This window comes from Pedobacter caeni (assembly GCF_900129215.1).
GTDB lineage: Bacteria > Bacteroidota > Bacteroidia > Sphingobacteriales > Sphingobacteriaceae > Pedobacter > Pedobacter caeni.
This window is the reverse complement of record NZ_FQUQ01000004.1, coordinates 551,255-575,675: the sequence shown is the minus strand read 5'-3', so window position 1 is coordinate 575,675 and position 24,421 is coordinate 551,255. Positions and strand designations below refer to the sequence as shown.

Here is a 24,421-nt window from a genome sequence, read left to right as displayed (position 1 = left end):
AATACGCTGTTTCCGTCTTACACCAAACATTCTGGGTATTCTAACCTGAGTTCGACAATTAAAATGAGCTGATTTTTTAACAGTTTCATGTTTTATTCTTTCAGCCTCAATTATTTTTCCGTTAATAACTTCAACCTCTCCTTTGCATGCGTATTATCTGCGTTGAGTTCTATGGACCGTTTATAGTTTTTTATCGAGTCCTTCTTTTGCCCTGCCGCCTCCAAGGCCTCTGCATAGCTGTCAAAGACATTCCAGGATAGGGGAAACTCCGTAGTATTAAGTTTGAAGATTTCCAAAGCTTCTGCTTTTTTGCCCTGTGATAAAAGATAGTAGCCCAAGGTATTTAACTCGCCCTCAATCAGATTGAACTCAAATCTTCCGTTTTTCTGCGCTTTCTCTTTCCTGTAAAATGAAATACCTTCGTCAACAGATCCATTTATTATTTTAAGCGCCATGGCCTGAACAATCTCAGGTTTTGGGTTTTCATAATGAAGACCATTGACTACCGAATAGATCTTGTTGCTTAGAGGACTAAGGTCTACAATCGTACTTCCAGGTGCCGTATTGCCTAAAATAATGATAACTTGCTGCTGGCTGCTTTCCCTGACAATTATCGAGCGGAACCCATTGATCGCTCCCGTATGTGAAGAAAAATCAGAAGTAAATGCGAGTTCGGGGATCTTCATCTTATTTACTACTATCCCGTAAGCATATTTCTCCATATTTGGTTTAAACATTAGCTCCAGGTTCTTGTTTGACAGTAACTGTTCTGTATACAATGCCCTGTCCCATTTCAGAAGATCCCCAACAGTAGAATACATCCCTCCAGCCGAAAAGATAACTGCGTAAAGATTGACATAATCAGGTTTCGTATATTTTCCATATTGCAGATTATAGCCCGAGGCCTGTCCACCGACTACTTCTTTTCTCATCTCCATACCTGAATTGTTCATTCCAATAACATCCAATATTCTTTCTTTAAGTACTTCATGGTGAGGTTTAGCCCTCAGCGACTCTATGATTGCCCCAAGGATATAATAGCCCGAGTTTGAATAGCGATAACGAAGGCCGGGCTCGGCTTCAAGGTTCCCGCTACAATATTTTTCTACAAATTCCCGGGGAGCATATTCCGTTTTGCAGATTTCCCAAAAATCATCCCTACTGCCAAAATCACCAAGTCCGGAAGTATGGCTCAATAGCTGGTGAATGGTAACTCTCGTGCCAATATCCTTTCGGTAATATGGGAGATAATCGGAGATATGCCCGCTCAGATCAATTTTCCCTTCCTGGTAAAGCTGCATAACCAGCATCGCAGTAAATTGTTTTGTTAGCGAAGCAATTCTAAACTTCGTGTTGGTAGCATTAGCCACATTCCATTCCCGGTTTGCCAAGCCATAACCTTTGCTAAGCACAATGTTACCTTTCTTTGCCACCAGAATACTCCCGCTAAATTGGTCAAGATCTACAAATCTCTTTACCAGTTTGTCGATCTGCTGATTTTCATTAGCTGTTTGTGCGCGCAACATAACTGACAACAAAACAAAGATACATGCGTAAATAAAACGGTACGGATTGGTTCTCATAAATTGGGATTTCTTTATTTATAGGACGCTGAACCTTCCAATTTGTTGCATCAATTTTCTTCCTGATTTTTACACACTTGTCCGGGCTCTAAAATGATCAACTAATCAATACCAATTACTCAATTATGGATCCCAGGTCATACTCCTAATCTCGCTATTCCCATTCCCCCGTCTCCCAGGCCCCTGTTATTTCCGGCAGAGCGCCCTTAGCAATCATCTGGAGCAATATTTCTCTTGAAAAAGATGCGTTCCGGGAAAAGGCCTTGAAAATTTCGGGCTTCTTCAGCCCGAAAGATTTCAGCCTTTGAGCGGTAATGCTTCTTTTTTCAGCAGGATATTTTTCTCCCATATTTGGTTATTCAAGCGATAAAGTGATAAGTTAGGCAATGAGCTTAATTTACAAAGTCGCCCTTACTATGATCAGAAATGTGGGGCATATCACTGCTAAAAACCTGTTAGCGCATTTCCTGACACCGGAAGCGATCTTTGCTGCCAGTAAGAAAGAGCTGATGAAAGTCCCCGGAATCGGACTACAAACGGCAAATATGATCCTGAGCAAGGAGCCGATGACCAGAGCTAAAGCACAGTTGGAGTTCATCAAGAAATACCAGGTGCAGGTGCTGTTTATTACAGATGAGGAGTATCCATACCGGTTAAAAGACTGTGCCGATGCCCCTGTGATATTATACTATAGGGGGAATGCCGATTTAAATCATCCAAGGATCATCAGCGTGGTTGGTACACGTAAGGCGACAGCTTACGGTAAGCTGCTTTGTAAGCAACTTGCAGAGACTTTGGCACCCTATCAGGTGCTGATCGTCAGCGGGCTCGCTTATGGCATAGATGTGGCGGCTCATCAGGAGAGTTTACAGAATGGGATTCCAACGGTAGGGGTTCTGGCTCATGGTTTAGATCGGATGTATCCTCAGGTTCACAGTCATATTGCAAAGAAAATGGTGCTCAATGGAGGTTTGCTTACAGAATTTCCATCTCATACGAATCCGGATAAGGAAAATTTTCCGAGGAGGAACCGCATTATTGCAGGGATATCAGATGTGACGATCGTTGTGGAGGCGACCTCAAAAGGTGGGGCACTCATTACCGCAGATATTGCCAATTCTTATCACCGAGATGTGTATGCTTTTCCGGGAAGGGTTACTGATTTGAGCTCTGAGGGCTGTAACGTCCTGATTAAGACCAATCGGGCGGGATTGATCACTCATGCCAGAGACCTGGCCTATTACCTCGGCTGGGAAATTTGTGAAGCGGAAACTGTTGGTGTAAACCCTGAACTGCCTGCTGAACTGCCGGCTGAAGAGGAGCAGATTCTTCAGGTTCTAAAGACTTCAGCAGCAAGTATTGATGAGTTGTCCCTTCGTTTAGCACTTCCCAAAAGTAAGCTTGCCCTGCATTTATTGAACCTGGAAATGAAGGGAATTTTGATTGCGTTACCCGGGAAGGTGTATCAGCTGAATCAGGATATTTCCTCTTGACCTATAAAATAGATTGCAAAGAAGTCTATTAGACTGGTAGATTAAAATGTTATTTTGTTTATTGTTGATTTGTAAAATTAAATATTGAATTATTATTTATAAATAGAATTCTAAGCCTCAATTTGTATTTTTGTATCATGTGGTACAATAATATTTTGGAAACCATTGGTAATACACCACTGGTAAAATTGAATAACATTACGAAAGAAATCCCGGCTACAGTGCTGGCTAAAATCGAGACGACCAATCCTGGGAACTCGATAAAAGATCGTATGGCAGTCAAGATGATTGAAGATGCGGAGAAAAGCGGAAAGCTTAAACCGGGTGGAACAATTATCGAAGGAACATCCGGAAATACCGGAATGGGACTTGCAATGGCAGCGATTATTAAGGGATATAAGTGTATTTTCACTACTACGGACAAGCAATCTAAAGAAAAAGTAGACGCTTTACGTGCTTTTGGTGCAGAAGTTATTGTCTGTCCTACCAATGTAGAGCCAGAAGACCCAAGGTCTTATTACTCTGTTTCCTCACGTTTAGAACGCGAAGTTCCAAACTCATGGAAACCCAATCAATATGATAATCTTTCTAATTCACAGGCTCATTATGAGCAGACAGGTCCGGAGATCTGGGAGCAAACGGAAGGAAAAATCACGCATTTAGTGGTTGGAGTAGGTACCGGAGGAACGATTTCAGGTACCGGAAAATATTTAAAAGAGAAAAATCCGGATATTAAAGTATGGGGAATTGATACTTATGGTTCTGTATTTAAAAAATATAAGGAGACCGGCATTCTGGATAAGAATGAGATCTATCCATATATTACAGAGGGAATTGGAGAGGATTTTCTGCCTAAGAATGTCAATTTTGACATCATTGACCTGTTTGAGAAAGTAACAGATAAGGATGCCGCATTAATGACCCGTGATATTGCGCGTAAAGAGGGGATCTTTGTAGGAAACTCTGCCGGATCTGCAATTGCAGGCTTGCTTCAGCTGAAGGATAAATTGAAACCGGAAGATGTGGTGGTGGTGATCTTTCATGACCATGGCAGCCGTTATATGGGTAAAATGTATAACGAAGACTGGTTGAGGGAGCGCGGTTTCCTTAAGGACGAGAAGTTAACTGCAAGGGCGATTTTAGCCAAAAGGGAGGCTACTGATATTGTTACTATTGATTGCGAAAAGACCATTCTGGAAGCCATCAATAACATGAATACTTTAAATATTTCACAGATTCCGGTCACACAGAAGGGAATGGTAGTAGGGAAGGTTGCGGAGAGTGACATTCTTAAAGCACTTTTGGAGAACCCATCCTTGAAATCTGCTCCTGTTCAGGAGATCATGTCAAGTACTTTTCCTTTTGTGGATATGAATACTTCAATTGATAGGATTTCTGCTTTGATCAACAAAGAAAACAGTGCTGTACTGGTAGAAGATGAACAGGGTAAGATTGAAATTATCACTCAATATGACATCATCAATGCGATCTCCGGATAGGAGATTTGGTATGGTTTTTTATCATAAAAAAAGGTCCCGGAACATTTCCGGGACCTTTTTTGTATCTGATTTTTTGATTCTGCTAATGACTGGGGCTTGAAGCGTCAACACGTTTGATCTGAGCACCCAATGCACGTAAACGGGTGTCAATGTCCTGATAGCCACGTTCAATCTGCTCAATATTAAAGATGGTTGAGGTTCCTTCAGCAGATAAAGCTGCGATCAGAAGGGATACTCCAGCACGGATATCCGGAGAGGTCATGCTGATTCCTCTTAACTTATATTGTTTGTTGATTCCGTTGACTGTAGCTCTGTGTGGATCACAAAGAATGATCTGAGCACCCATATCGATCAGCTTGTCGACAAAGAACAGGCGGCTTTCAAACATTTTCTGGTGAATTAACACCGATCCTTTTGCCTGAGTAGCTACTACCAATACAATACTCAACAGGTCTGGTGTGAAACCAGGCCAAGGTGAATCTGCAATGGTCAGCATGGAACCATCTATAAATGATTCAATTACATAATGCTTCTGAGAAGGGATAAAGATATCATCACCTCTTAATTCGAATTTTATGCCCAGCTTTCTGAATACTTCAGGAATAATTCCAAGCTCAGCATAACATACATTTTTAATCGTGATTTCAGATTCTGTCATGGCAGCAAGGCCAATGAAAGATCCGATTTCGATCATATCAGGCAGCATACGGTGTTCTGTTCCACCTAATTTTGTAACGCCTTCAATGGTCAGTAGGTTAGAACCTACACCGCTGATTTTTGCGCCCATACGGTTCAGCATTTTACACAATTGCTGTAGGTAAGGCTCACAGGCGGCATTATAAATTGTAGTTGTTCCTTTTGCCATAACTGCAGTCATGACGATGTTGGCAGTACCGGTTACCGAAGCTTCATCCATTAAGATGTAAGCACCTTGCAGGTTGGTCGCGTCAACGTTAAAGAACTCTTTTTTAGAATCATAGACGAATTTGGCGCCCAGTTTCTCAAAACCCAGGAAATGGGTGTCCAGTCTTCTGCGGCCAATTTTATCACCACCTGGTTTAGGGATGGCTGCTTTTCCAAAACGGGCTAAAAGCGGTCCGACGATCATGATGGATCCTCTTAAGCTGCCTCCTTTGGATTTGAATACATCAGATTGGAAAAATTCCAGGTTGATGTTTTTTGCTTCAAAAGTATAAGTGTCTTTGGATAGGCGTTCTACAGTTACTCCCAGATCTCCCAGAAGTTCGATGAGTTTATTGACATCTTTAATATCCGGGATATTGCTGATGGTGACTTTTTGGTCGGTTAATAAAACTGCTGAGATAATTTGCAGGGCTTCATTTTTCGCTCCCTGAGGCTGGATTTCACCCTTTAACTTTTTTCCACCAATTATTTCGAATGCGTTCATGTTGTATTAAGCTTGTATAGTATAAAAAAATTGGTAAAATCTAGTGTCTTTGTTTTGGATTGTTGTTCCGTTGAGCGCGGTTATTATTGTTGTTGTTATTGTTGTTTTGACGGCCTTTTCCGTTATTGTTGTTCCTGCCGCGGTTATTGTTGTTTGCTGGTCTTGCCACTACAGGTTTGAACTCTACTTTGTTTAAGTTGATGTTGTCGTCCAGTTGCAGTTGTCCACCTGATAATTCGCGAAGGTTCTTCAATATCGTCTCATCTGCTACGCTGTCTTTGTTCCAGGTTACATAGGCCATTTTCATGAAATTGGCTATTCCCTGTACCATTGCTGCCCTGCGCTCCGGCTCTTCTACCGCTTTAGCTTTCTCGATCATCGTTTCTACCGTTTTACCGTAGTGTTTGTAGGTGATCTTTTGCTGAGGATAACCGATATGTTGTGGTTTTACCAGAGCATCCTCAGGGCTAGGCTTAGGATATGGGCTGTCTACATCGATCTTATAACCGGAGATGATGTGTAAGTGATCCCATAGTTTGTGCTTAAAATCAGCTACATCACGCAAATGGGGGTTTAAAAATCCCATTAGGTCTATCACTGCCTGAGCATATTTATTGCGTTCTTCAAGGTCGGGTAATTCAATAATGTACTTCACCATGTTCTGTACATTACGGCCGTATTCGGCAAGGATTAACTCGTTTCTTGTGGTATTATAATCGAAATTCATCTGTATAATTATACTTTTTATTTTAATATTCGACAGGCTTTTTATTTCCTGCCGGCCCTTTTGGGCATATTGAATCTTATTGAGTAAGCTATTTTCTGCTAAAGGTCTGTCGCATCAGGAGATAACGAAATAATTCAGAATTAGGTATGTTCAAACTCATGCAGATTCTGTAAAGATATATTTTATTTAACAATTCGCAATTTAGCAAATTTTAATAATAACTGCTTATTACCCAGACCTTGAAAAAATACCGTTGCTTTTACATCAGGAAGTGTACCTTCCAGACTCACAATCTTGCCGAAACCAAACTTTTCATGTTCCACTTCCATTCCATTCTGGAATAGATTTGCGGCATCAGGAGCAAAACCAGGGGTCGGAACATGCGCTTTCGGTAGCATGGACGTTGTTTTTGGCCTTGGTGCTGTAGATGTACCACTTGTGGTTCCTGAGGATGCGGGCTTTGGTTTGCTGAAGGTATCCCTTTGTTGGGTCCAGCTTCTTCTTTCTGAAGAAAAACTATCTTCATTTAAAGTGCTTTTAGCTGGTTTTGCCACTTCAATCTCCAGGTAACGGGCATTGATCTCGTCAATAAAACGACTTGGTTCACAGTTGGTCAGTGTTCCCCATCTGTATCTGGAGGTTGCATAAGTTAAGGTCAGTTTCTTTTCTGCACGTGTTACCGCTACATAAAAAAGCCTGCGTTCCTCTTCCAGATCTGTTCTTGAGTTTAGCGACATCTGAGAAGGAAAGAGGTTTTCCTCTAATCCTACTACAAATACATTCTTGAATTCCAGACCTTTAGAAGAGTGGATGGTCATTAAAGAAACGGTGTCTTTATTTTTATCATCCCCTTTGTCATCATTGGTCAGTAAGGCAATATCCTGCATAAATACAGCCAGGCTGCGGTCTTCAATGTCTTCACGTTCGCCGAATTCCTTGATACCATTTAATAATTCCTGGATATTTTCATGCCTTCCACGACCTTCATCAGTCGTGTCAGAATGTAGTTCTTTTAAGATTCCGGAATGCTGAGCAATGTATAATGCGGTATCATAAGCATCCAGTTTTTTTGCCTCGGCAGCGAAGCTCTGGATCATTACCGCAAAGTCATTCAGCTGATTGGCAATTCTTCCTGCAATATATTGCTGAGGATCACAGATCACCTGCCACATCGTGATGTCGTGCTGATCTGCGGCAACCAGGATCTTTTCTACTGTGGTATCTCCAAGTCCTCTTTTAGGGTAATTGATCACCCTTTTTATCGCTTCTTCATCTGCCGGATTGAAGGTCAGACGGAAATAGGCGATTAAATCCTTGATCTCCTTACGTTGATAGAAGGAGAGTCCCCCGTAGATTTTATAAGGTACGTTTAGCTTTCTTAAAGCCTCTTCCATCGCCCTTGATTGCGCATTGGTACGGTACAAGATGGCAAAATCATTGTAGTTGTATCCTTTGGAACTGCGTTCCTGAACGATGGCTTCGGCTACAATTTTACCTTCCTCATTGTCTGTAAAAGCACGTTGCACCTTAATGCGGTCGCCCGACTCATTGTCGGAAAATACATTCTTTTCCAACTGGTTTTTATTGTTGGCAATAATGCTGTTGGCAACTTCTACAATATTTTGGGTAGAGCGGTAATTCTGCTCTAATTTATAAACTTTTAAATCCGGGTAGTCACGTTCAAAATTCAGGATGTTCTGAATGTTTGCCCCCCTGAAGGCATAGATACTTTGTGCATCATCACCCACTACACAGATGTTTTGGTAGGCTGCAGCAAGTTTCTTTACAATGGTGTATTGGGAAAAGTTAGTATCCTGGTACTCATCCACCATCAGGTATTTGAATTTCTGCTGATATTTGTTCAATACATCGGGATGGTTCTTTAACAAAACGTTTGTTTTGAATAGCAAATCGTCAAAATCCATGGCTCCTGCTTTGAAGCAGCGCTTGGTATAAGTCTCATAAATCACCCCGATTAAAGGACGTTTATTGCTGACATCTTCTGCCTGAATCTCTGCATTCTCCATGTACTCGGTATGAGATACAAGGTTGTTTTTTGCAGAAGAAATCCTGTTATAGACGAAGTTGGCATTATAAAGCTTGTCGTCGAGCTGCAATTCCCTCAATATCGCCCTGATCAGACTCTTGCTGTCGTCCGTATCATAAATGGTGAAGTTGGAGGGATAACCGATTTTTTCTGCTTCGACCCTTAAGATCTTGGCAAATACGGAGTGGAAAGTACCCATCCAGATGTTCTTTGCTTCTGCACCAATTACTTTTGAGATACGCTCACGCATATCTTTTGATGCTTTATTGGTAAAGGTAAGTACCAGAATGTTGAAGGCGTCGACTCCTTTTTCAATCAGGTGAGCTACTCTGTAAGTAATTACACGTGTTTTTCCGGAGCCTGCACCTGCGACAATCATTGCCGGTCCCTGGGTATTTTCTACTGCTGCTCGTTGTTGGGGGTTTAATCCTGCTAAATAATCCAAAATGCTGTCCTGTTCTGCTTTTTAAAGGTATTGTTTAAACCATGTAGCTGATGTCATTGTACAAAGTACCTGAACCTACATGCGGACAAAAATAAGAAAACTATGGCTTTTATTGGAGTTACATCCAATCTTTTTTCCCCGATTCTATATTATATAACCAATAGTTCACCATAAGGTGGATCTCAGCATATTTACCGTATTTAAAATGAATGGTTCCGGCAGCAGTATGCAATATTAAATGGCCAATGTCGGCCTTTTTATGCCAGAAGTATTGTTTGGTCGTGATACTTTGGATCTTATGCGGTTCCAGAATCTGATGTTCGATATCCCAGATGCCACTTTTCTTGATGATAAATCCTTCGGAAAGGTATAAGCGGTGATGCTTAAATTCAAAATAAAGCATGATGACCACCAGGATCACATAAGGAATGATCCACCAGAAATAAGGGCGGAGATAGGAGAGTACTGAACCGAAAAGGAGGAATAATGCTACCGGAAAAACGACCCGCAACATGATGGTAAGGACAAGAAAACGATAATTAGGGATAAAAGTGGCCTCTTTTTGGGGAATGTTGTCGAAGATCATTTGTAAAAGCTGATCGCGTTCTGTTTCATCACATCCCGGAATTTCGATGTCATGTTTTTTGTTGTCTTCATCATGGTCGTCATCTGCCGTACCAAAGGAAGCCTGTTTGAACTTCATGTTCAGCAGGTTTAGTTTTTTCTGAAAGTAATTCTGACTATAACTGCTGATTTGTACCCTTGCAGGCTGTAATAAGGTGTGTTTCTTTTCAAAAAGCCCGCAGGTGATGGCCAGAACCACTTTTTTTCTGTTGACTTCAAAATTGAAATACTTAATGAAGTTGCGGGCGATATTTGTGCCCAGAACAATCAATAGGGCAAAGAAGATCAGTACACAAGTCGAAGCAAGATCCAGACCTTTGGTGGAGAGTGCTTTTATTGGATTTTCTTCCAGCTGAAAAGCCTCTGTATAGTTCTTTAGCGTCTCCATGATCGCGAAAATAAAACCTCCGAGCAGGGCCACACTCGCCCCGTAATTAGAGGTTAATCCTACTTTAAATAAGGTGGAGTTGCTTAGTTTTAGCAGCGGGCTGGATTTGGTGCTTATTTCAGGAGCCGATTGTTCATCTATATCAGGATCAATATCTCTGTTTAAAAGTCTTTCCCTTAGTATGGTTGCGGTATGGTGGTCGATGGCCTTGATACTGGCTTCTTTCTTGTCGCTCCCGGCAGTGTCAATATCCAGGCTATATACGCCAATGATTCTTTGAATCAGCGATTGATTGATGTTTACCTGTTGGATTTTGTCCAGTCTGATGCTGAGGTGTTCCTTGTTAAATACTCCTCTTTGGATGATGAACTCCTGTTTTTCCTCGTCCAGAAAAAAAGTGAATCTGAGGTAGCTGAGGTAAGAATAGATGGCGATAATGAATAGAAAAAACAGGAAAGCAGCAACAAGGTACCATACATTAACGCCCTTGGCACGAACCAGAAGCAGGATAATAGGGAAGATCAATACCCTGACACTGTGTTGAAGGTGGTTAGCAAACATCACCGCCACACCTGCAGCCGACTGCCGTTTGGGTTCAGAAAAATCAGTCTCCATCTTAATCTGTGTTAGTCAGTTGCCTGGTCAGTTCTGCCTTAATTGTTCTGGCCAGCTCAATGTCCAGTCCTGGTATGGTGATGCTTCCGGATCCTCCTCCAGCGGTAAACACATGCAGGGAACCCAGTTGAAACATCCTGGAGAAGATCCCTTCATTTAAGGTAATGTGTTGTATCCTCGTGAATGGGATGATGGAGGTCGCTATTGAAATGATTCCACTTTTATAAATCAGGTCTTTCTCCCTGATGGCATAACCTGTTCTTTTGATTCTGGCCTGATAAAGCATGATTAAAAAAATGCTAAGTATCAGATATCCCGCAGCGAATACATATATATAAGACCTGGTTTCTTTCGCGAAAAATAACAGAAGGGCCATGGCCAGGGCAAGGATGAACAGAAAAATGGCTGTGTTTAACAGCGCTACTTTCCAGTATTTCCTGCTTAAGGCATTGAACTGCACTTCTTCGTACTTAGGAAGGGCGGTAATATCTATTGTTCCATTGGTGAAATCCTGCATTTCTTGTTGCTATGATCAATTTGGAACGAAGTTAAGGATTTATTCTCTTACTGTAATTTACTCCTCTTATAGTAATTTACTCCGGTTACAGTAATTTGCGGAGCGCCTGATATAGTGGTTTGTTGGCTGCAATGATTCCTGAATCATGGATCAGTGCCTTTCCTCCGGCCTCTTCTACCAGTAAGGCTCCGGCAAGCCAATCGTAAATGTCATTTCCATACTCCCAGAATGCATCTATTCTGCCTGCTGCCACATATGCCAGTTGAAGGGAGGCAGGCCCTAGTAACCGTAAAGCAAAAACTTTAGGCATCATATGATTGACGCTTTGCAGGGTTTTATTCACCAGATCCATTTCTTCGGGGATATTAGTGGGGTGAACTGTGGATACAATCGCATCTGAAAGTACTGCTTTGTGATTTACAGTAAGGGCTTTACCATTTAAAAGCGCCCCTTTTCCTTTGATTACGGTAAACAATTCTTCCCGTTCTGCATCATAAATCAAAGCCATTAAAGGCTGCTGATCATCCATCAATGTTAAGGTAATGCACCATGGGTAGAAATCCTGAAGGAAATGTACTGCTCCGTCGATAGCGTCACAGACCCAGTAAAGGCCTTTTACATCCCCCGATGATTGTCGCGCCACATCAAATTCCGCATACGACCATTTGATTTCCGGTGCTATTTTCTGTAATCCTGTTTTTATGTTATTTCCTGAAAAGCCGTTTGCGGCATTGAACTGATCAAATAAACCTTCTTTACCAGTGGCACGTTCAGAAGGGACATGTTTTTCTTTTAATTCTCTGGCTATATTAATGATGAGTTCGCTGCATTGTTTTAGTAATTTTTCCATCTCCGTATCTTGTTTTTCTAACCTTACAAAGGACGTGTAATTCTACCACCGGGAATTGAACAGCATGCGGGAAGGATTGGACGATTCGCGGTTTGCTGCTTAATCATGACATCGTTACCTCCGTTTATCTTTTACCTTGTATATTTGTCCAAAATCATTTGTTATGCAAGAGATCAAAAAATATGTAGAAGAAAACAAGCAACGTTTTTTAGACGAGTTGTTTGAGTTATTACGCTTCCCATCGGTAAGTGCTGACCCTAAATATAAAGGTGATGTCCTTAAAACAGCCGATTTTGTTGCCCAGAAACTGAAGGACGCAGGTGCCGATAATGTAGAGATTTGTGAAACCGCCGGTTATCCGATTGTATATGGTGAAAAGATCATTGATGAAAAATTACCTACGGTATTAATTTACGGACATTATGATGTGCAGCCAGCAGATCCTCTGGAGCTTTGGAAAACACCTCCATTTGAGCCAACGATCCGTGATGGTAAGATCTATGCCCGTGGTGCCTGTGATGATAAAGGCCAGTTTTACATGCATGTAAAGGCTTTTGAACTGATGATGAAAACCAATACCCTGGCTTGTAACGTGAAGTTCATGATTGAGGGAGAGGAAGAAGTTGGTTCTGCAAACCTTGGTATTTTTGTGAAAGCAAACACGGAACGTTTAAAGGCGGATGTAGTCCTGATCTCTGATACTTCGATGATCAGCATGGAAAACCCTTCTATAGAAACCGGTTTACGTGGCCTTGCTTATATGGAAGTGGAAGTTGTTGGTCCGAACCGCGATCTGCACTCAGGTGTATATGGTGGTGCGGTAGCAAACCCTGCAACCATTCTGTGTAAGATGATTGCTTCATTACATGATGAAAATAACCACATTACCATTCCTGAGTTTTATGATAAGGTAGTGGAATTGTCTGATGAAGAAAGAAAAGCATTAAATTCAGCTCCTTTTGACCTGAACGAATATAAAGAAGATCTGGACATCAACTCAGAATGGGGTGAGAAAGGCTTCTCTACACTTGAACGCACGGGTACAAGACCTACTTTAGAGGTGAATGGCATTTGGAGTGGTTATATCGGTGAAGGTGCCAAGACCGTATTGCCTTCAAAAGCAAATGCGAAGATTTCTATGCGTTTGGTACCAAACCAGACTTCAGATGAGATCTCTGCTATTTTTGCGAAGCATTTTGAAAGCATTGCCCCTGATTATGTAAAGGTAAAAGTTACTGCACACCATGGTGGTGAGCCGGTTGTTACCCCAACAGACAGTGTGGCTTATCGCGCAGCAGAACAGGCTATCCTGGATTCATTTGGTAAGAAACCAATTCCGACAAGAGGTGGTGGCAGTATTCCTATTGTTGCTTTATTTGAAAGTACTTTAGGTATTAAATCGGTATTGTTCGGATTTGGCCTGGATAGCGATGCCTTGCATTCGCCAAATGAGAAATACGACATCTTTAACTATTATAAAGGAATCGAAACATTGCCTTTGTTCCACAAATATTTTGCGGAATTGAGTAAGTAAGTTGTTGATTTTAAAAGGAATATAGAGTTATTCAAAAAAGGGCAGCCAAATCGGCTGCCCTTTTGTATTTTTACGCCATGCCTTTAGTTCCCCCTAAACCTCCTGCACCCAGAAAAACGACCAGAACCGCAAAGCCTGCGATTCCGGGAAAAAGACCTGCGGCAAAAAGGAAGGTGACGAAAAAGAAAAAGCCTTTGGCCATCGAATGGAAGTTTGCTATCGTTGGGCTTTTGCTGATCCTGTTTTCGCCATTTTATTATGGATATGTGATTAAGGGGTTTACCTCTACCTGGCGCTGGATTAAAGACTGGGGGCAGGATCCCAATTACCGTACTTACAGCAGTTTTGATATCCGGATTCCCAAGAAATATAGCGTTCATGGAATTGATGTTTCCTACTATCAGGGAAAGATCGACTGGAAGAAGGTGAAGGCGATGAAAGAGGATGAGGTGCAAGTGAAATTTGCTTTTATTAAAGCTACAGAAGGGATATTGAGTGTAGATCCTTATTTTCAGCGCAACTGGCGTGAAGCGGCTAAAGCGGGTGTTATTTGTGGTGCTTATCATTTCTTCAGGCCTCAGAAGTCGGGGGAGTGGCAGGCTAAATTTTTTCTGCAGACGGTGAAATTTGAAGAGGGAGATTTGCCTCCTGTAGTGGATATTGAGCAGCTCAATGGTGTTGCCCCGGCAAGTATGCGAAAAGAACTTCAGGAATTCATCAGTTATGTGGAGAAGAGAACGAAGGTAAAGCCGATCATCTATTCTGGTCTTACCTTTTATAAAGATTACCTGAAAGGTCACTTTGATGAGTATCCGTTATGGATTGCCCATTACCATCAGGCGAAACTGAAAGTAAGCAGTGATACCAAATGGTCATTCTGGCAACATTCTGATAAGGCCCGAATTACGGGCATCAATCATGTGGTAGATTTTAATGCTTTTAACGGAGACAGCACTGCTTTTGAACGGTTAAGAATCCCCCGGATTCTCAGTTATTAAGGTTAGCCCTGTGTGCCGCCCATATTATGACAATGGTTCAGTTTCTCATGAAACTGGATCATTTTTTCCATGGTATCTGTCATCATTTCCAGTTGTTTCTTCCCGATCAGTTTGATGTATTTTTTGGTGAGCAAGGCTGATTGTTCTGTCACCTGCAGGTAGAATGCCCTTCCTGCATCTGTAAGCTCCAGTAAATTTGCGCGTGCATCTGTAGTACTCTTTTCCACTTTAATCAATCCGGTCTGTTCTAATTCCTTCATGATCTTTCCTGCGGCCTGCCGGCTCACTTTTAAGTTTGCGGCGATGGAGCTGCTGGACTTCCCCTCCAGGCCCACAGCCATAAAAAACGGCATAAATGCCATGTTAAAATGTGGCTGTTGCAGATTGCATATGTTTTTATCCCCCCAGTCGTCGGTGAGTTTTTTGAGAACGTATAGCTGTTTAAAGATGACAGCTTGTTTGTGGTGGTCTTTCATTGGGAAGTTGTATAGTAAACTTAGTTTACTAAATTAATGAGTTTGATTTACAATAACAAGGGCTGTGGAAAATGTTTGGGTTGATTTTGTTAATATTGTAGAAAGGATTCGATATGAATAGAGAAAAAGCCATCCAAATCAGAAAGCTTGATCAACTAACTTTAGCGGATTATTCTTCTTTGGGGAACACGGGATATTGTTCTGATGCAGTTTATGACCTCAGCAAACAGGGAGATCCGCAGCATTTCTCGATCTCATTTGCGTTGCGCCGGTTGGAACAACCTTACCAGAAATACTGGTCGGCTTCTGCAGAAGATCTGGAGGATTATAACCTGACCATTGTTCAGGGACACTCTTTTGGCGCATATCTGGATGAACAGCTTGTTGGTTTGCTGATTGCAGAAGAAAGGACCTGGAACAACTCTTTATGGATTGAATACCTGGAAGTGAATGCGATGTTTCAGGGTTTGGGCTTTGGTGCTGCTCTAATTAAACAGGTGGTAGCTCATGCCAGAACAGATCAATTCAGATTGGTGATGTTAGAAACTCAAAACACCAATGTGCCGGCCATCCGGTTTTATAAGAAGCAGGGGTTTGTGGTAGATGGAGTACAACTTTCTTTATATCATGAGCAACCGGGAGAACAGGCCGTCTTTATGGTTTACCATCTGTAAGTATAGTCATTTACACGATCCATTGTTCGCAATTCTTTAAAAAAGCAGGGTCTGCATCGGCACCGATTCCTGAAGTTTCCGGTACATCCAGGAAATACCCGTCGTATGTCAGGCCACCAATTACCGGATCAACCAAATGTCCTAATAAGCAGGTGTCCAGATCAAAGAATACCACATTCGGACTGGATAAAGCAAAATGTAGGTTTGCGCTTAGGGCAATCCTGCTTTCCAGCATGCTGCCGATCATACATTTTACACCGGTTTGCAAGGCAATTTCGTGGATTTTCTGGGCTTCCAGGATGCCTCCTGATTTAGAGAATTTAATGTTCAGGTATTCGCATGACTGGCTGTTGATCAGTTTACGGGCATCATGATGATTGTAACAGCTTTCATCTGCCATAATTTTAATAGGGGAGTTGGTCTTCAATTCCGGTAGCCTGTCATCGAACCAGGTGCGCATCGGTTGCTCACAAAACTCAATATTAAAGGGCGCTAATGCGCCCAATGCGTATAAAGCATCGTCGAAATTCCAGCCCTGATTGGCATCGAGGCGGATGATCATCTGATCTCCAACTGCCTGACGGATCCTGGCCACTCTGTCAATATCTTCCAGTACCTTTTTGCCAAGTTTGATCTTCAGGATGCGGCAACCTTGTTTTTGATATTTTAGTGCAGTAAGGGCCATGTTTTCAGGGCTATCAATGCCAATGGTCATGTCTGTTTCAATCGTTCTCTTCTGGCCGCCCAGAAAGCGATACAAGGGGAGGTCGGCATGTTTGGCTGCAATATCAAATAAGGCCATGTCGAACGCGCTTTTAATGGTGCCATTGTGAGCGGCATAACCCAGCAGGTCATTCATGCGTTCAGGAATGTCCAGCGGATCCCTGCCGATGAGGATCTGTGCAAAATCTTTGGCCATTGCCAGACAGGTTTCCTGGGTTTCTCCGACAATCATCGGGAAAGCAGAACATTCTCCTACACCATGAATTCCGGCATCTGTATGAATGCGGATCAATACATTTTGTGCAAAATGCATGGTGCCTGTAGCAATAACAAAGGGCTCCATGGGGATGCTGAAGCGGTAGATTTCGGTATGCGTGATCTTCATGGCGGTAATTTACTTTTTAGCCGGAATGTTACTTTTTAACTGTAATAGACCTTCCGGTAACGAGATGGAAGGTGTAAATCTTATACAATCCATCATCAGAAGTCTCTACCTCTTCTACAAGGCCGGTCTTACTGAATGTATCCGTCACTAAATCGCCTTTCTTCACTTCCTGTAATACCTCTGAGGGGGTGTCTTTATTCAATCTGATCATGTGTTGTATTAAAATATCCTTAAAGATATCACCAACGATCGTGTTTTCTGTCATTTTATGGAATAAAAAATCCTGAGGAATTTTATCTTTTTAACTTTATAGGATGAATATGGAACCTAACAGTCTGATTAAAGCCTCTTCCCCTTATCTGTTGCAGCATGCCCATAATCCGGTGAACTGGTACGAATGGGGTCCTGAGGCTTTGGAAAAAGCAAAACAGGAAAACAAACTTATTCTGGTGAGTATAGGTTATTCTGCCTGTCATTGGTGTCATGTGATGGAAAGGGAGAGTTTTGAAAATCATGAGGTTGCCAAGGTGATGAACCGCCATTTTATTTGTGTTAAAGTGGATCGTGAGGAACGCCCGGACATTGACCAGATCTATATGCTGGCGATACAACTCATGACTGGCAGTGGTGGCTGGCCGCTCAATTGTCTGTGTTTACCGGACCAGCGGCCCATCTATGGAGGTACCTATTTTAAAAAGGAAGATTGGATCAATATTTTGGAGAATGTAGCAGAACTCTGGGAAAACGAACCTGATAAAGCAAAGCAGTATGCGGATCGTTTAACCGATGGGATCAGAAATGCAGAGAAAATTATTCCAAATGTAAAAAAGGAAGCTTATTCCCTGGAGCATCTAAGGGAGATTGTAGCACCATGGAAGCCCTATTTTGACCTGTCGGAAGGTGGCTATAACCGTGCACCTAAATTCCCTATGCCGAATAACTGGCAGTTTATGCTTCGTTACAGCTTACTGAACGGAGATGATGCCAGTCATGTGGCCACACTGCTGACCCTGGAAAAGATGGCATTGGGAGGGATTTATGATCAGATCGGAGGAGGTTTTGCCCGTTATTCCGTTGATGGAAACTGGCATGTGCCACATTTTGAGAAGATGTTGTATGACAATGGTCAGCTGATCAGTTTATATGCTGAGGCTTATCAATATAGCCGGATGCCTTTGTTTAAAGAGGTTGTGGAAGAAAGCATTGCCTGGCTGGCAAGGGAAATGATTTCGGCTGAAGGTTTATTCTATTCTGCATTGGATGCCGATAGTGAAGGTGTGGAGGGGAAGTTTTATGTTTGGGATCAAGCGGAGTTTGAAGCTATCTGTGGAGAGGACTATGCCTTGATGACCGCTTATTATCAGCTTTCTGAAGAAGGAAACTGGGAAGAAGAACAAACGAATATCCTGCTTAGAAAACAGACAGACGAAGCGTTCGCATTGGAACAAGGTATTGCTCTGGATGACTTAAAAGAAAAGCTCAGCTCTGTTAAAACAAAGCTCCTGATCCAAAGAAATAAAAGGGTAAGACCTGGTTTGGATGATAAATGCCTGACTGCCTGGAATGCGATGGCCATAAAAGGCCTGGCAGAAAGTGCCGGAATTTTTGACCGTAAGGAATATTACCTTATGGCAAAGACAGCAGCTGATTTTATCCTTAGCAGGCTGAGGACTCCTGAAGGCGGCTTGTTCCGGAACTTTAAAAATGGAAAAGCAACGATTTCAGGTTTCCTTGATGATTATGCCTTTTTCATTGAAGCCCTGATTGCTTTATATCAATCCGATTTTGATGAAAAATGGCTGAATGAAGCGAGGGTGCTGACGGAGCAGGTACTCTGGGATTTTGCAGATGCTGAAAGTCCGATGTTTTTCTATACGCCATCGGGAGGGGAAGCATTGATTGCAAGGAAACATGAAATTATGGACAATGTGATCCCTGCCTCAAATTCTGTCATGGCTCAGAATTTACATACTTTAGGTTTGCTTTTTGATGAGGAACGCTATCTGGATCAGGCTGCTGCAATGCTTGTTGCGGTACAGCCACAGATTAAAACTTATGGCTCTGCTTATTCGAACTGGGCCATTCAGTTGCTGAATGAGATTTTCGGCGTAAATGAGATTGCGCTTGCCGGAGCGGATACTGAAGCACTGAAAAAGGAAATTGATGGCCATTATATTCCCAATAAAATTATCCTGTCGGGAACAAATTCGACACTTCCTTTGTTAAAAGATAAGGGAAGCATTGAAACAAAAATCTATATTTGCCGAAATAAAGTATGCCAGTTGCCAGTAGCTACTGTTGATGAAGCATTAAAATTGATAACTAAATAACATCATAATGAGTATTAAACCCAATACAGTAGTATCATTAACGTACGAATTGCATACGACTAATGAAGAAGGACAACAAGTTTTTGTAGAGAAAGCAGATGAGCAAAATGCACTTGTATTTCTATATGGTACAGGAATGATGTTGCCAAAATTCGAAGAGCATTTGGCAGGATTAAATGTTGGTGATGAGTATAGCTTTGAGCTTACTGCAGCTGATGGTTACGGAGAGCTAGATCCGGGAGCTTTTGCTGATTTGCCAATTGACATGTTTAAGGAAGCTGGATTACCTGCTGTAGGTGATGTTATTCCTTTGCAGGATAACCAGGGCAACCATTTCAGAGCAGGTGTTACTGCTATTCATGAGACTGCTGTTTCTGTAGATTTAAATCACCCTATGGCTGGAAAGAACCTGATTTTTGCAGGTAAAATCCTTACTGTACGTGAGGCAACTCAAGAGGAATTAAGCCACGGTCATGCACATGGTGCTGACGGTCACGAAGGTCACTAATCAGATCGGAATTTATATTAAAATAGCCTGTGTCATTTACGACACAGGCTATTTTTTTGATTTTATTGCTGATGCTTAGTTGATCTCTTTGTTGTCTTTTAATGATTTGAATTTAAATTCAAGTTGGGCAAGACCCCGGTAGGTTTGAGGTACAAATTGATCTTTGAATGCTGATTCTATGGCTTCTGCAACAGGAAGACCTAAATATTTGTTTAACAAGATGTCTGCGTCTCCACCAAGAAAAGTTTTACTTGGTGCATCGAATACGATCTTGTTTTTCAGGTCTTTAGCGTTTGTTCCTTTATTGTTTAGCTGATCATTTAGATAGGCCTTTAAATAAGGAAGCGTTTCTTTAGGGCTTTTATCGCTATTCAGGGTGTAGATCATGGTTGATCCATATCCTATTTTTGATAAATAAGCTCCTGATTCTTTTACCTTGTTTAACTCAAGACCAGCGTCAAGCTTTAAGTGTTCATCTTTAACCGGGTTAAGTTCTAAATAATAATAGATTGCCTTGATGATCAATGTCAGGTTAGTCTTCGTTGCGTGCTCAATATCCTCAGAGGCATATAGCTCATAACTTATCTTCGGACTTACCACTTTCTTAACGTTGAGTGTTAAGGTGTTAAATTCATCTCTGAATTTGCTCAAAGCAAAATGGTCTTTTATAGTCGCTTTTGCGAATACAACATCATTGATGTCTTTTAGCGCGAATTCATTGTTGTTGACCTGAACATTTAAAAAAGGGATAAATGTTTTATCCTTAATGCTATTAATGTCAGTAATGAATCCTGGATAGCTGATGTTATCTGCATCTATCATTTTGAAATCCATTGTTTGTTTGTAGTTCGCAAAAATGAGACCTTTGAAAGGATCTTTCATGTCTACTTTTACCGTAGGGTCTGCTGTTGGTGGTACCGGTGCGGGAGTTTCGTTCTTCTTGCAGGCAAGTAGCAGCAGGAATGGAACAAGAAACAAGCTTTGTTTTTTCATATTAGGTAATTATTTGTGTGTTTAGGTCAAATGTAATGTAATTAATTATTGTTTTGGTATTATTTTGTGAAATCACAAAAATACTACAATCTTATTTTTCTTTCACCGAAATATTTGATTATCAGGCAGTAGGGGAAACCGTTTTCAGCTAAATCGATCATTATATTATTTTGCATATTTTTTGCATAATTGGTTTGTTGGTTTTCATTTTACCTGTACTTCTGCATAATTTTTTAAATTTTATATTCTTTCTTCAAAAAGGTTATTCTTTTTTGCAGGCTGTTTATGGGGTTGTTTATCGATTTTTGGATTGATTAAGGCTGTTTTTGTTTTGTTGCAAAATATTATTGCAAAAAATATGCAATATGTGAAAAACAGTTCTATATTTGAATCCAATAAACCCAACCAACCACCTAACCAAAACCAAACATGATTCGAAAACTACATTTATGCTTAATGTTGCTGGTACCACTAATGGTATGTTCAGGACAGGTTTTTGCAAAAGCGGACTTTTCTCTACCTTACCATAAAAGCTTAAGAGAGATCAGGGGCCGTGTAACCGCTTCCGATGACCAGCTTTCCATTCCAGGGGTTTCTGTGGTCTTAAAGTCAGATCCGAAAACAGGAACAAAGACCGATGAAAACGGAAATTTTGTACTCCGAATCCCAGATGGCCCTCAGACCCTGATCTTTACCTATGTGGGCTATAAAAGAAAAGAGGTTGCTGTAAATAACGAGACTGCGATTGAAGTGATTCTGTCTCCCGCAGAGGAGAATACCCTAAACCAGGTGGTTGTAACCGCAATGGGGGTTAAGAAAGACCGGAAAGCACTGGCTTATGCCTTAACAGAAGTAAAAGGTACAGAATTTACCCAGGCCAGGGAGACAAACCTTGCCAATGCCCTGGTAGGTAAAGTTGCGGGCGTAAATGCAACGAGTACTGCTACCGGACCAAGTGGCTCCAGTAGGGTGATTATCAGAGGGAATGGCTCTCTTAACGGGAATAACCAACCTTTATATGTCGTGAATGACATGCCTATCGACAATACTTTACTGGGACTTCCCCAAACAGAAGGTTATACTTCTGATGGAATTGCCAATGGGTTAAACATCGACAGAGGAGATGGGATTTCAGGTATCAATCCTGATGACATTCAGAGCATCACCGTCCTGAAAGGTGGAACTGCCGCTGCCCTGTATGGATCCCTGGCCTCCAATGGAGTGATCCTGATCAAAACCAAAAGAGGTACGGTACAAAAAGGTTTAGGCATAGATTTTAATTCTGCATTTACGATGGAATCACCTTTGGTGATCCCGGATTGGCAATATGAATACGGATCTGGTAAAAACGGGGTTAAACCTATCAATCAGGCCGAAGCGATTGCTGCAGGACGTTCATCCTGGGGCGCTAAAATGGATGGATCTGAAGTGGTTCAGTTTGATGGGGTAAAAAGACCATACAGCCCACAAAAAGACAATATTCAGAATTTTTATCAGACCGGAACAACAGCTACAAATACACTGGCGCTTACCGGAGGAAATGAATCTGCCAATGGAAGGTTTTCCCTCTCAGATATGAACAACCGGGGGATTGTGCCCAATACCAATTTCAATAGAAAGACCTTTAACTTTGCGGGCGAGCTTGTTTTGAGCAAATGGCTGAGGATTGATGCGGTGATGCAGTATAATCTTGAAAATGCCAAAAACAGAACGGTAGTAAATGATGCATATGGTAACCCGAACTGGGGAACTTATCTGATCGGAAATACCGTGGATATCCGTAACCTTTCTCCAGGATATGATGCGAATGGTGATGAAGTGGCCTGGAATCCGGTGCCTATTGCCAGTAACCCTTATTTTGTGGTCAACAAGTTTCAGAAGAACGATACCAGAAACCGTTTTTTATCGATGGTAAATCTGAAACTGAATGTCTTGCCTGAATTGTTTTTCAATGCGAGAATCGGACAGGATTACAACAACTTTAAATACTTTGGAGTGGTTCCAAGCAGGTCTTTGTATACCCCATTGGGAGGTGCTAAGGAGGAAAGATCCAACCTGACCACCATCAATACCGAAGCCACCATCAATTACAACAAGCAAAATCTGCTCAAAGATTTCTCTGTAAATGCTTTGTTTGGATTCAATAACAGGTCTTCCACCAGGGATGAAGTCATCATCCAGGGAAAGGATTTTATCACCCCTGATTTTTATTCGGTATCCAATCTGGGGACTGTAAACCAGACTTATCCCTACGGAAAGACCAAAACATCATCCTTATTTGGGTCGGCTGATTTTGATTATAAAAACATGATTTTCCTGACCGTTACCGGTCGACAGGACTGGTTTTCTACACTTGCACCAAAGAATAATACCATTTTTTATCCTTCTGTGGGAACAAGTGTGATCCTGTCGCAGATCGTTAAGATGCCTTCCTGGATTCAATATGCGAAACTGAGGTCTTCATGGGCACAGGTAGGAGGAGCTACACCAGAGCCTTATGCGTTAAACCCGTCCTATACCATGATTCAGAATGGACATCTCGGGCAGCAATTGCAACAGGTAACCAGCACCAGAATTCCGAATCCTAATCTAAGTCCTTTAACTTCGACCACTTTTGAAGCGGGATTTGAAGCCTCTTTATTTCAGAACAGGCTGGGGATAGATTTTGCATGGTACGATAGGAGTACCACAAAAGACATTGTGGAAACGACCGTCTCCACAGGCTCCGGGTATCGCACTGCTCTGTTGAATGTGGGCGAGATCAGCAATAAAGGAGTGGAGCTGTTAATCACCGGAAAAATCATAGATCAACCTGATTTCTCCTGGAGTACCAGTGTAAATACTGCTTATAATAAGAATAAAGTACTAAAACTTGCCGAAAACCTCAACTCTATTGTCATGGCTGGTGCAGTGAATGGATATGCTTATATCTATAGTCAGGTAGGTAGCCCTTACAGTATCATTATGGGAAGAAGAGAATTGAAAGATGCCAATGGAAAAACAGTGTACAATGTTTCCGGAGGAGTGGCCACACCTGTTCCCGGACCTCTTGAAGAGCTTGGGCAGGGTGTTCATCCATGGTCGGTTGGTTTTTCCAATGATTTTAAATACAAAAGGTTCAGTCTGAATGTACTGATTGATGGCAAGTTTGGCGGAAGTCTTTATTCCGGAACAGATTTGTATGGTACCAGGATGGGTTTAACAAAAATGACGCTTGGTGGCAGAGATACCGGAGTGCCTATCGATGGGGTAGATATGGCAGGAAAACCTGTGAACATGGTCATAGATCCTTCTTTGCTGGAGAAATATTATGGTGATGGATTCAGAAATATCTCTTCCCTGTTCGTGTATGATGCCAGTTTTATTAAGCTGCGTCAGGTGGTATTGAGTTACCAGTTGCCGGTGAGCAAAGTGAAAATGCTTTCTAAACTGAGTTCAGCAACACTTTCCCTGGTTGGGCGTAACCTTTTTATTCTGTATAAAAAAACGCCGAATGTGGACCCTGAATCTGTATTCAGTGCCGGAAATGCCCAGGGGATTGAGCAGTTTGGTGTGCCTCGTACCAGAAGTTATGGATTAAACCTAAGTGTTAAATTTTAAAACC

The 24,421-nt window shown here is 41.7% G+C and carries 20 protein-coding genes; 8 read left to right on the top strand and 12 right to left on the bottom strand.

Going from position 1 to position 24,421, the window contains the following annotated elements:
- Positions 1 to 110: 110 nt before the first annotated feature.
- Positions 111 to 1,583: a serine hydrolase domain-containing protein gene (locus BUC20_RS22030; RefSeq protein WP_073233199.1), complete on the bottom strand. Its 1,473-nt coding sequence runs from the start codon at positions 1,581 to 1,583 to the stop codon at positions 111 to 113.
- A 154-nt stretch (positions 1,584 to 1,737) separates the two neighbouring features.
- Complete coding sequence (locus BUC20_RS22025; protein WP_073233198.1) at positions 1,738 to 1,932, bottom strand: hypothetical protein; 195 nt, start codon at positions 1,930 to 1,932, stop codon at positions 1,738 to 1,740.
- 37 nt (positions 1,933 to 1,969) lie between these two features.
- Between BUC20_RS22025 and dprA the strand changes: the two genes are divergently transcribed.
- Both dprA and BUC20_RS22015 read left to right on the top strand, forming a co-directional pair.
- On the top strand, positions 1,970 to 3,076 hold the full coding sequence (gene dprA / locus BUC20_RS22020) for a DNA-processing protein DprA (RefSeq protein ID WP_073233197.1): 1,107 nt from the start codon (positions 1,970 to 1,972) through the stop codon (positions 3,074 to 3,076).
- Positions 3,077 to 3,213: 137 nt separating this feature from the next.
- A complete protein-coding gene (locus BUC20_RS22015; RefSeq protein WP_073233196.1) occupies positions 3,214 to 4,575 on the top strand; it encodes a pyridoxal-phosphate dependent enzyme in 1,362 nt (453 codons plus the stop codon).
- Positions 4,576 to 4,657: 82 nt separating this feature from the next.
- Here the strand turns inward: BUC20_RS22015 and murA are convergent, their stop codons facing one another.
- The 6 genes from murA to BUC20_RS21985 all read right to left on the bottom strand — a co-directional run bounded on the left by murA (position 4,658) and on the right by BUC20_RS21985 (position 12,196).
- Complete coding sequence (gene murA, locus BUC20_RS22010) at positions 4,658 to 5,983, bottom strand: UDP-N-acetylglucosamine 1-carboxyvinyltransferase (protein ID WP_073233195.1); 1,326 nt, start codon at positions 5,981 to 5,983, stop codon at positions 4,658 to 4,660.
- A gap of 40 nt (positions 5,984 to 6,023) precedes the next feature.
- Positions 6,024 to 6,710, bottom strand: coding sequence for a DUF4290 domain-containing protein (locus tag BUC20_RS22005; protein WP_073233194.1), 687 nt, complete (start codon positions 6,708 to 6,710; stop codon positions 6,024 to 6,026).
- A 182-nt stretch (positions 6,711 to 6,892) separates the two neighbouring features.
- Entirely contained in the window at positions 6,893 to 9,202 is a 2,310-nt protein-coding gene (locus BUC20_RS22000; RefSeq protein WP_073233193.1) for an ATP-dependent helicase, read from the bottom strand.
- A 118-nt stretch (positions 9,203 to 9,320) separates the two neighbouring features.
- On the bottom strand, positions 9,321 to 10,829 hold the full coding sequence (locus BUC20_RS21995; protein WP_073233192.1) for a PH domain-containing protein: 1,509 nt from the start codon (positions 10,827 to 10,829) through the stop codon (positions 9,321 to 9,323).
- Position 10,830: 1 nt separating this feature from the next.
- Positions 10,831 to 11,346 carry a PH domain-containing protein gene (locus BUC20_RS21990; RefSeq protein ID WP_073233191.1) on the bottom strand — a complete coding sequence of 172 codons (516 nt, stop codon included), beginning with the start codon at positions 11,344 to 11,346 and terminating at the stop codon, positions 10,831 to 10,833.
- Positions 11,347 to 11,431: 85 nt separating this feature from the next.
- Complete coding sequence (locus BUC20_RS21985) at positions 11,432 to 12,196, bottom strand: inositol monophosphatase family protein (RefSeq protein WP_073233190.1); 765 nt, start codon at positions 12,194 to 12,196, stop codon at positions 11,432 to 11,434.
- Positions 12,197 to 12,359: 163 nt separating this feature from the next.
- Here BUC20_RS21985 and BUC20_RS21980 point away from each other — a divergent pair, with 163 nt between their 5' ends.
- Positions 12,360 to 13,730: a dipeptidase gene (locus BUC20_RS21980; RefSeq protein ID WP_073233189.1), complete on the top strand. Its 1,371-nt coding sequence runs from the start codon at positions 12,360 to 12,362 to the stop codon at positions 13,728 to 13,730.
- 77 nt (positions 13,731 to 13,807) lie between these two features.
- Positions 13,808 to 14,728, top strand: coding sequence for a glycoside hydrolase family 25 protein (locus BUC20_RS21975; protein WP_073233188.1), 921 nt, complete (start codon positions 13,808 to 13,810; stop codon positions 14,726 to 14,728).
- A gap of 2 nt (positions 14,729 to 14,730) precedes the next feature.
- Here the strand turns inward: BUC20_RS21975 and BUC20_RS21970 are convergent, their stop codons facing one another.
- On the bottom strand, positions 14,731 to 15,204 hold the full coding sequence (locus BUC20_RS21970; RefSeq protein ID WP_073233187.1) for a MarR family winged helix-turn-helix transcriptional regulator: 474 nt from the start codon (positions 15,202 to 15,204) through the stop codon (positions 14,731 to 14,733).
- A gap of 113 nt (positions 15,205 to 15,317) precedes the next feature.
- Here BUC20_RS21970 and BUC20_RS21965 point away from each other — a divergent pair, with 113 nt between their 5' ends.
- On the top strand, positions 15,318 to 15,878 hold the full coding sequence (locus BUC20_RS21965) for a GNAT family N-acetyltransferase (RefSeq protein WP_084529148.1): 561 nt from the start codon (positions 15,318 to 15,320) through the stop codon (positions 15,876 to 15,878).
- Between the two features lie 10 nt (positions 15,879 to 15,888).
- Here BUC20_RS21965 and BUC20_RS21960 read toward each other — a convergent pair whose 3' ends face one another.
- Positions 15,889 to 16,986, bottom strand: a complete 1,098-nt coding sequence (locus tag BUC20_RS21960) for a mandelate racemase/muconate lactonizing enzyme family protein (RefSeq protein ID WP_073233186.1) — start codon at positions 16,984 to 16,986, stop codon at positions 15,889 to 15,891.
- Between the two features lie 28 nt (positions 16,987 to 17,014).
- Positions 17,015 to 17,251, bottom strand: coding sequence for a hypothetical protein (locus BUC20_RS21955; protein WP_234994573.1), 237 nt, complete (start codon positions 17,249 to 17,251; stop codon positions 17,015 to 17,017).
- 49 nt (positions 17,252 to 17,300) lie between these two features.
- Between BUC20_RS21955 and BUC20_RS21950 the strand changes: the two genes are divergently transcribed.
- Both BUC20_RS21950 and BUC20_RS21945 read left to right on the top strand, forming a co-directional pair.
- The gene (locus tag BUC20_RS21950; protein ID WP_073233185.1) at positions 17,301 to 19,316 is read left to right on the top strand and encodes a thioredoxin domain-containing protein; all 2,016 of its coding nucleotides are present in this window, start codon (positions 17,301 to 17,303) and stop codon (positions 19,314 to 19,316) included.
- 7 nt (positions 19,317 to 19,323) lie between these two features.
- Positions 19,324 to 19,824: an FKBP-type peptidyl-prolyl cis-trans isomerase gene (locus tag BUC20_RS21945; protein ID WP_073233184.1), complete on the top strand. Its 501-nt coding sequence runs from the start codon at positions 19,324 to 19,326 to the stop codon at positions 19,822 to 19,824.
- Between the two features lie 75 nt (positions 19,825 to 19,899).
- Here the strand turns inward: BUC20_RS21945 and BUC20_RS21940 are convergent, their stop codons facing one another.
- Complete coding sequence (locus BUC20_RS21940; RefSeq protein WP_073233183.1) at positions 19,900 to 20,817, bottom strand: hypothetical protein; 918 nt, start codon at positions 20,815 to 20,817, stop codon at positions 19,900 to 19,902.
- Positions 20,818 to 21,246: 429 nt separating this feature from the next.
- Here BUC20_RS21940 and BUC20_RS21935 point away from each other — a divergent pair, with 429 nt between their 5' ends.
- Positions 21,247 to 24,417, top strand: coding sequence for a SusC/RagA family TonB-linked outer membrane protein (locus tag BUC20_RS21935; protein ID WP_084529146.1), 3,171 nt, complete (start codon positions 21,247 to 21,249; stop codon positions 24,415 to 24,417).
- The last annotated feature ends 4 nt before the right edge of the window (positions 24,418 to 24,421 follow it).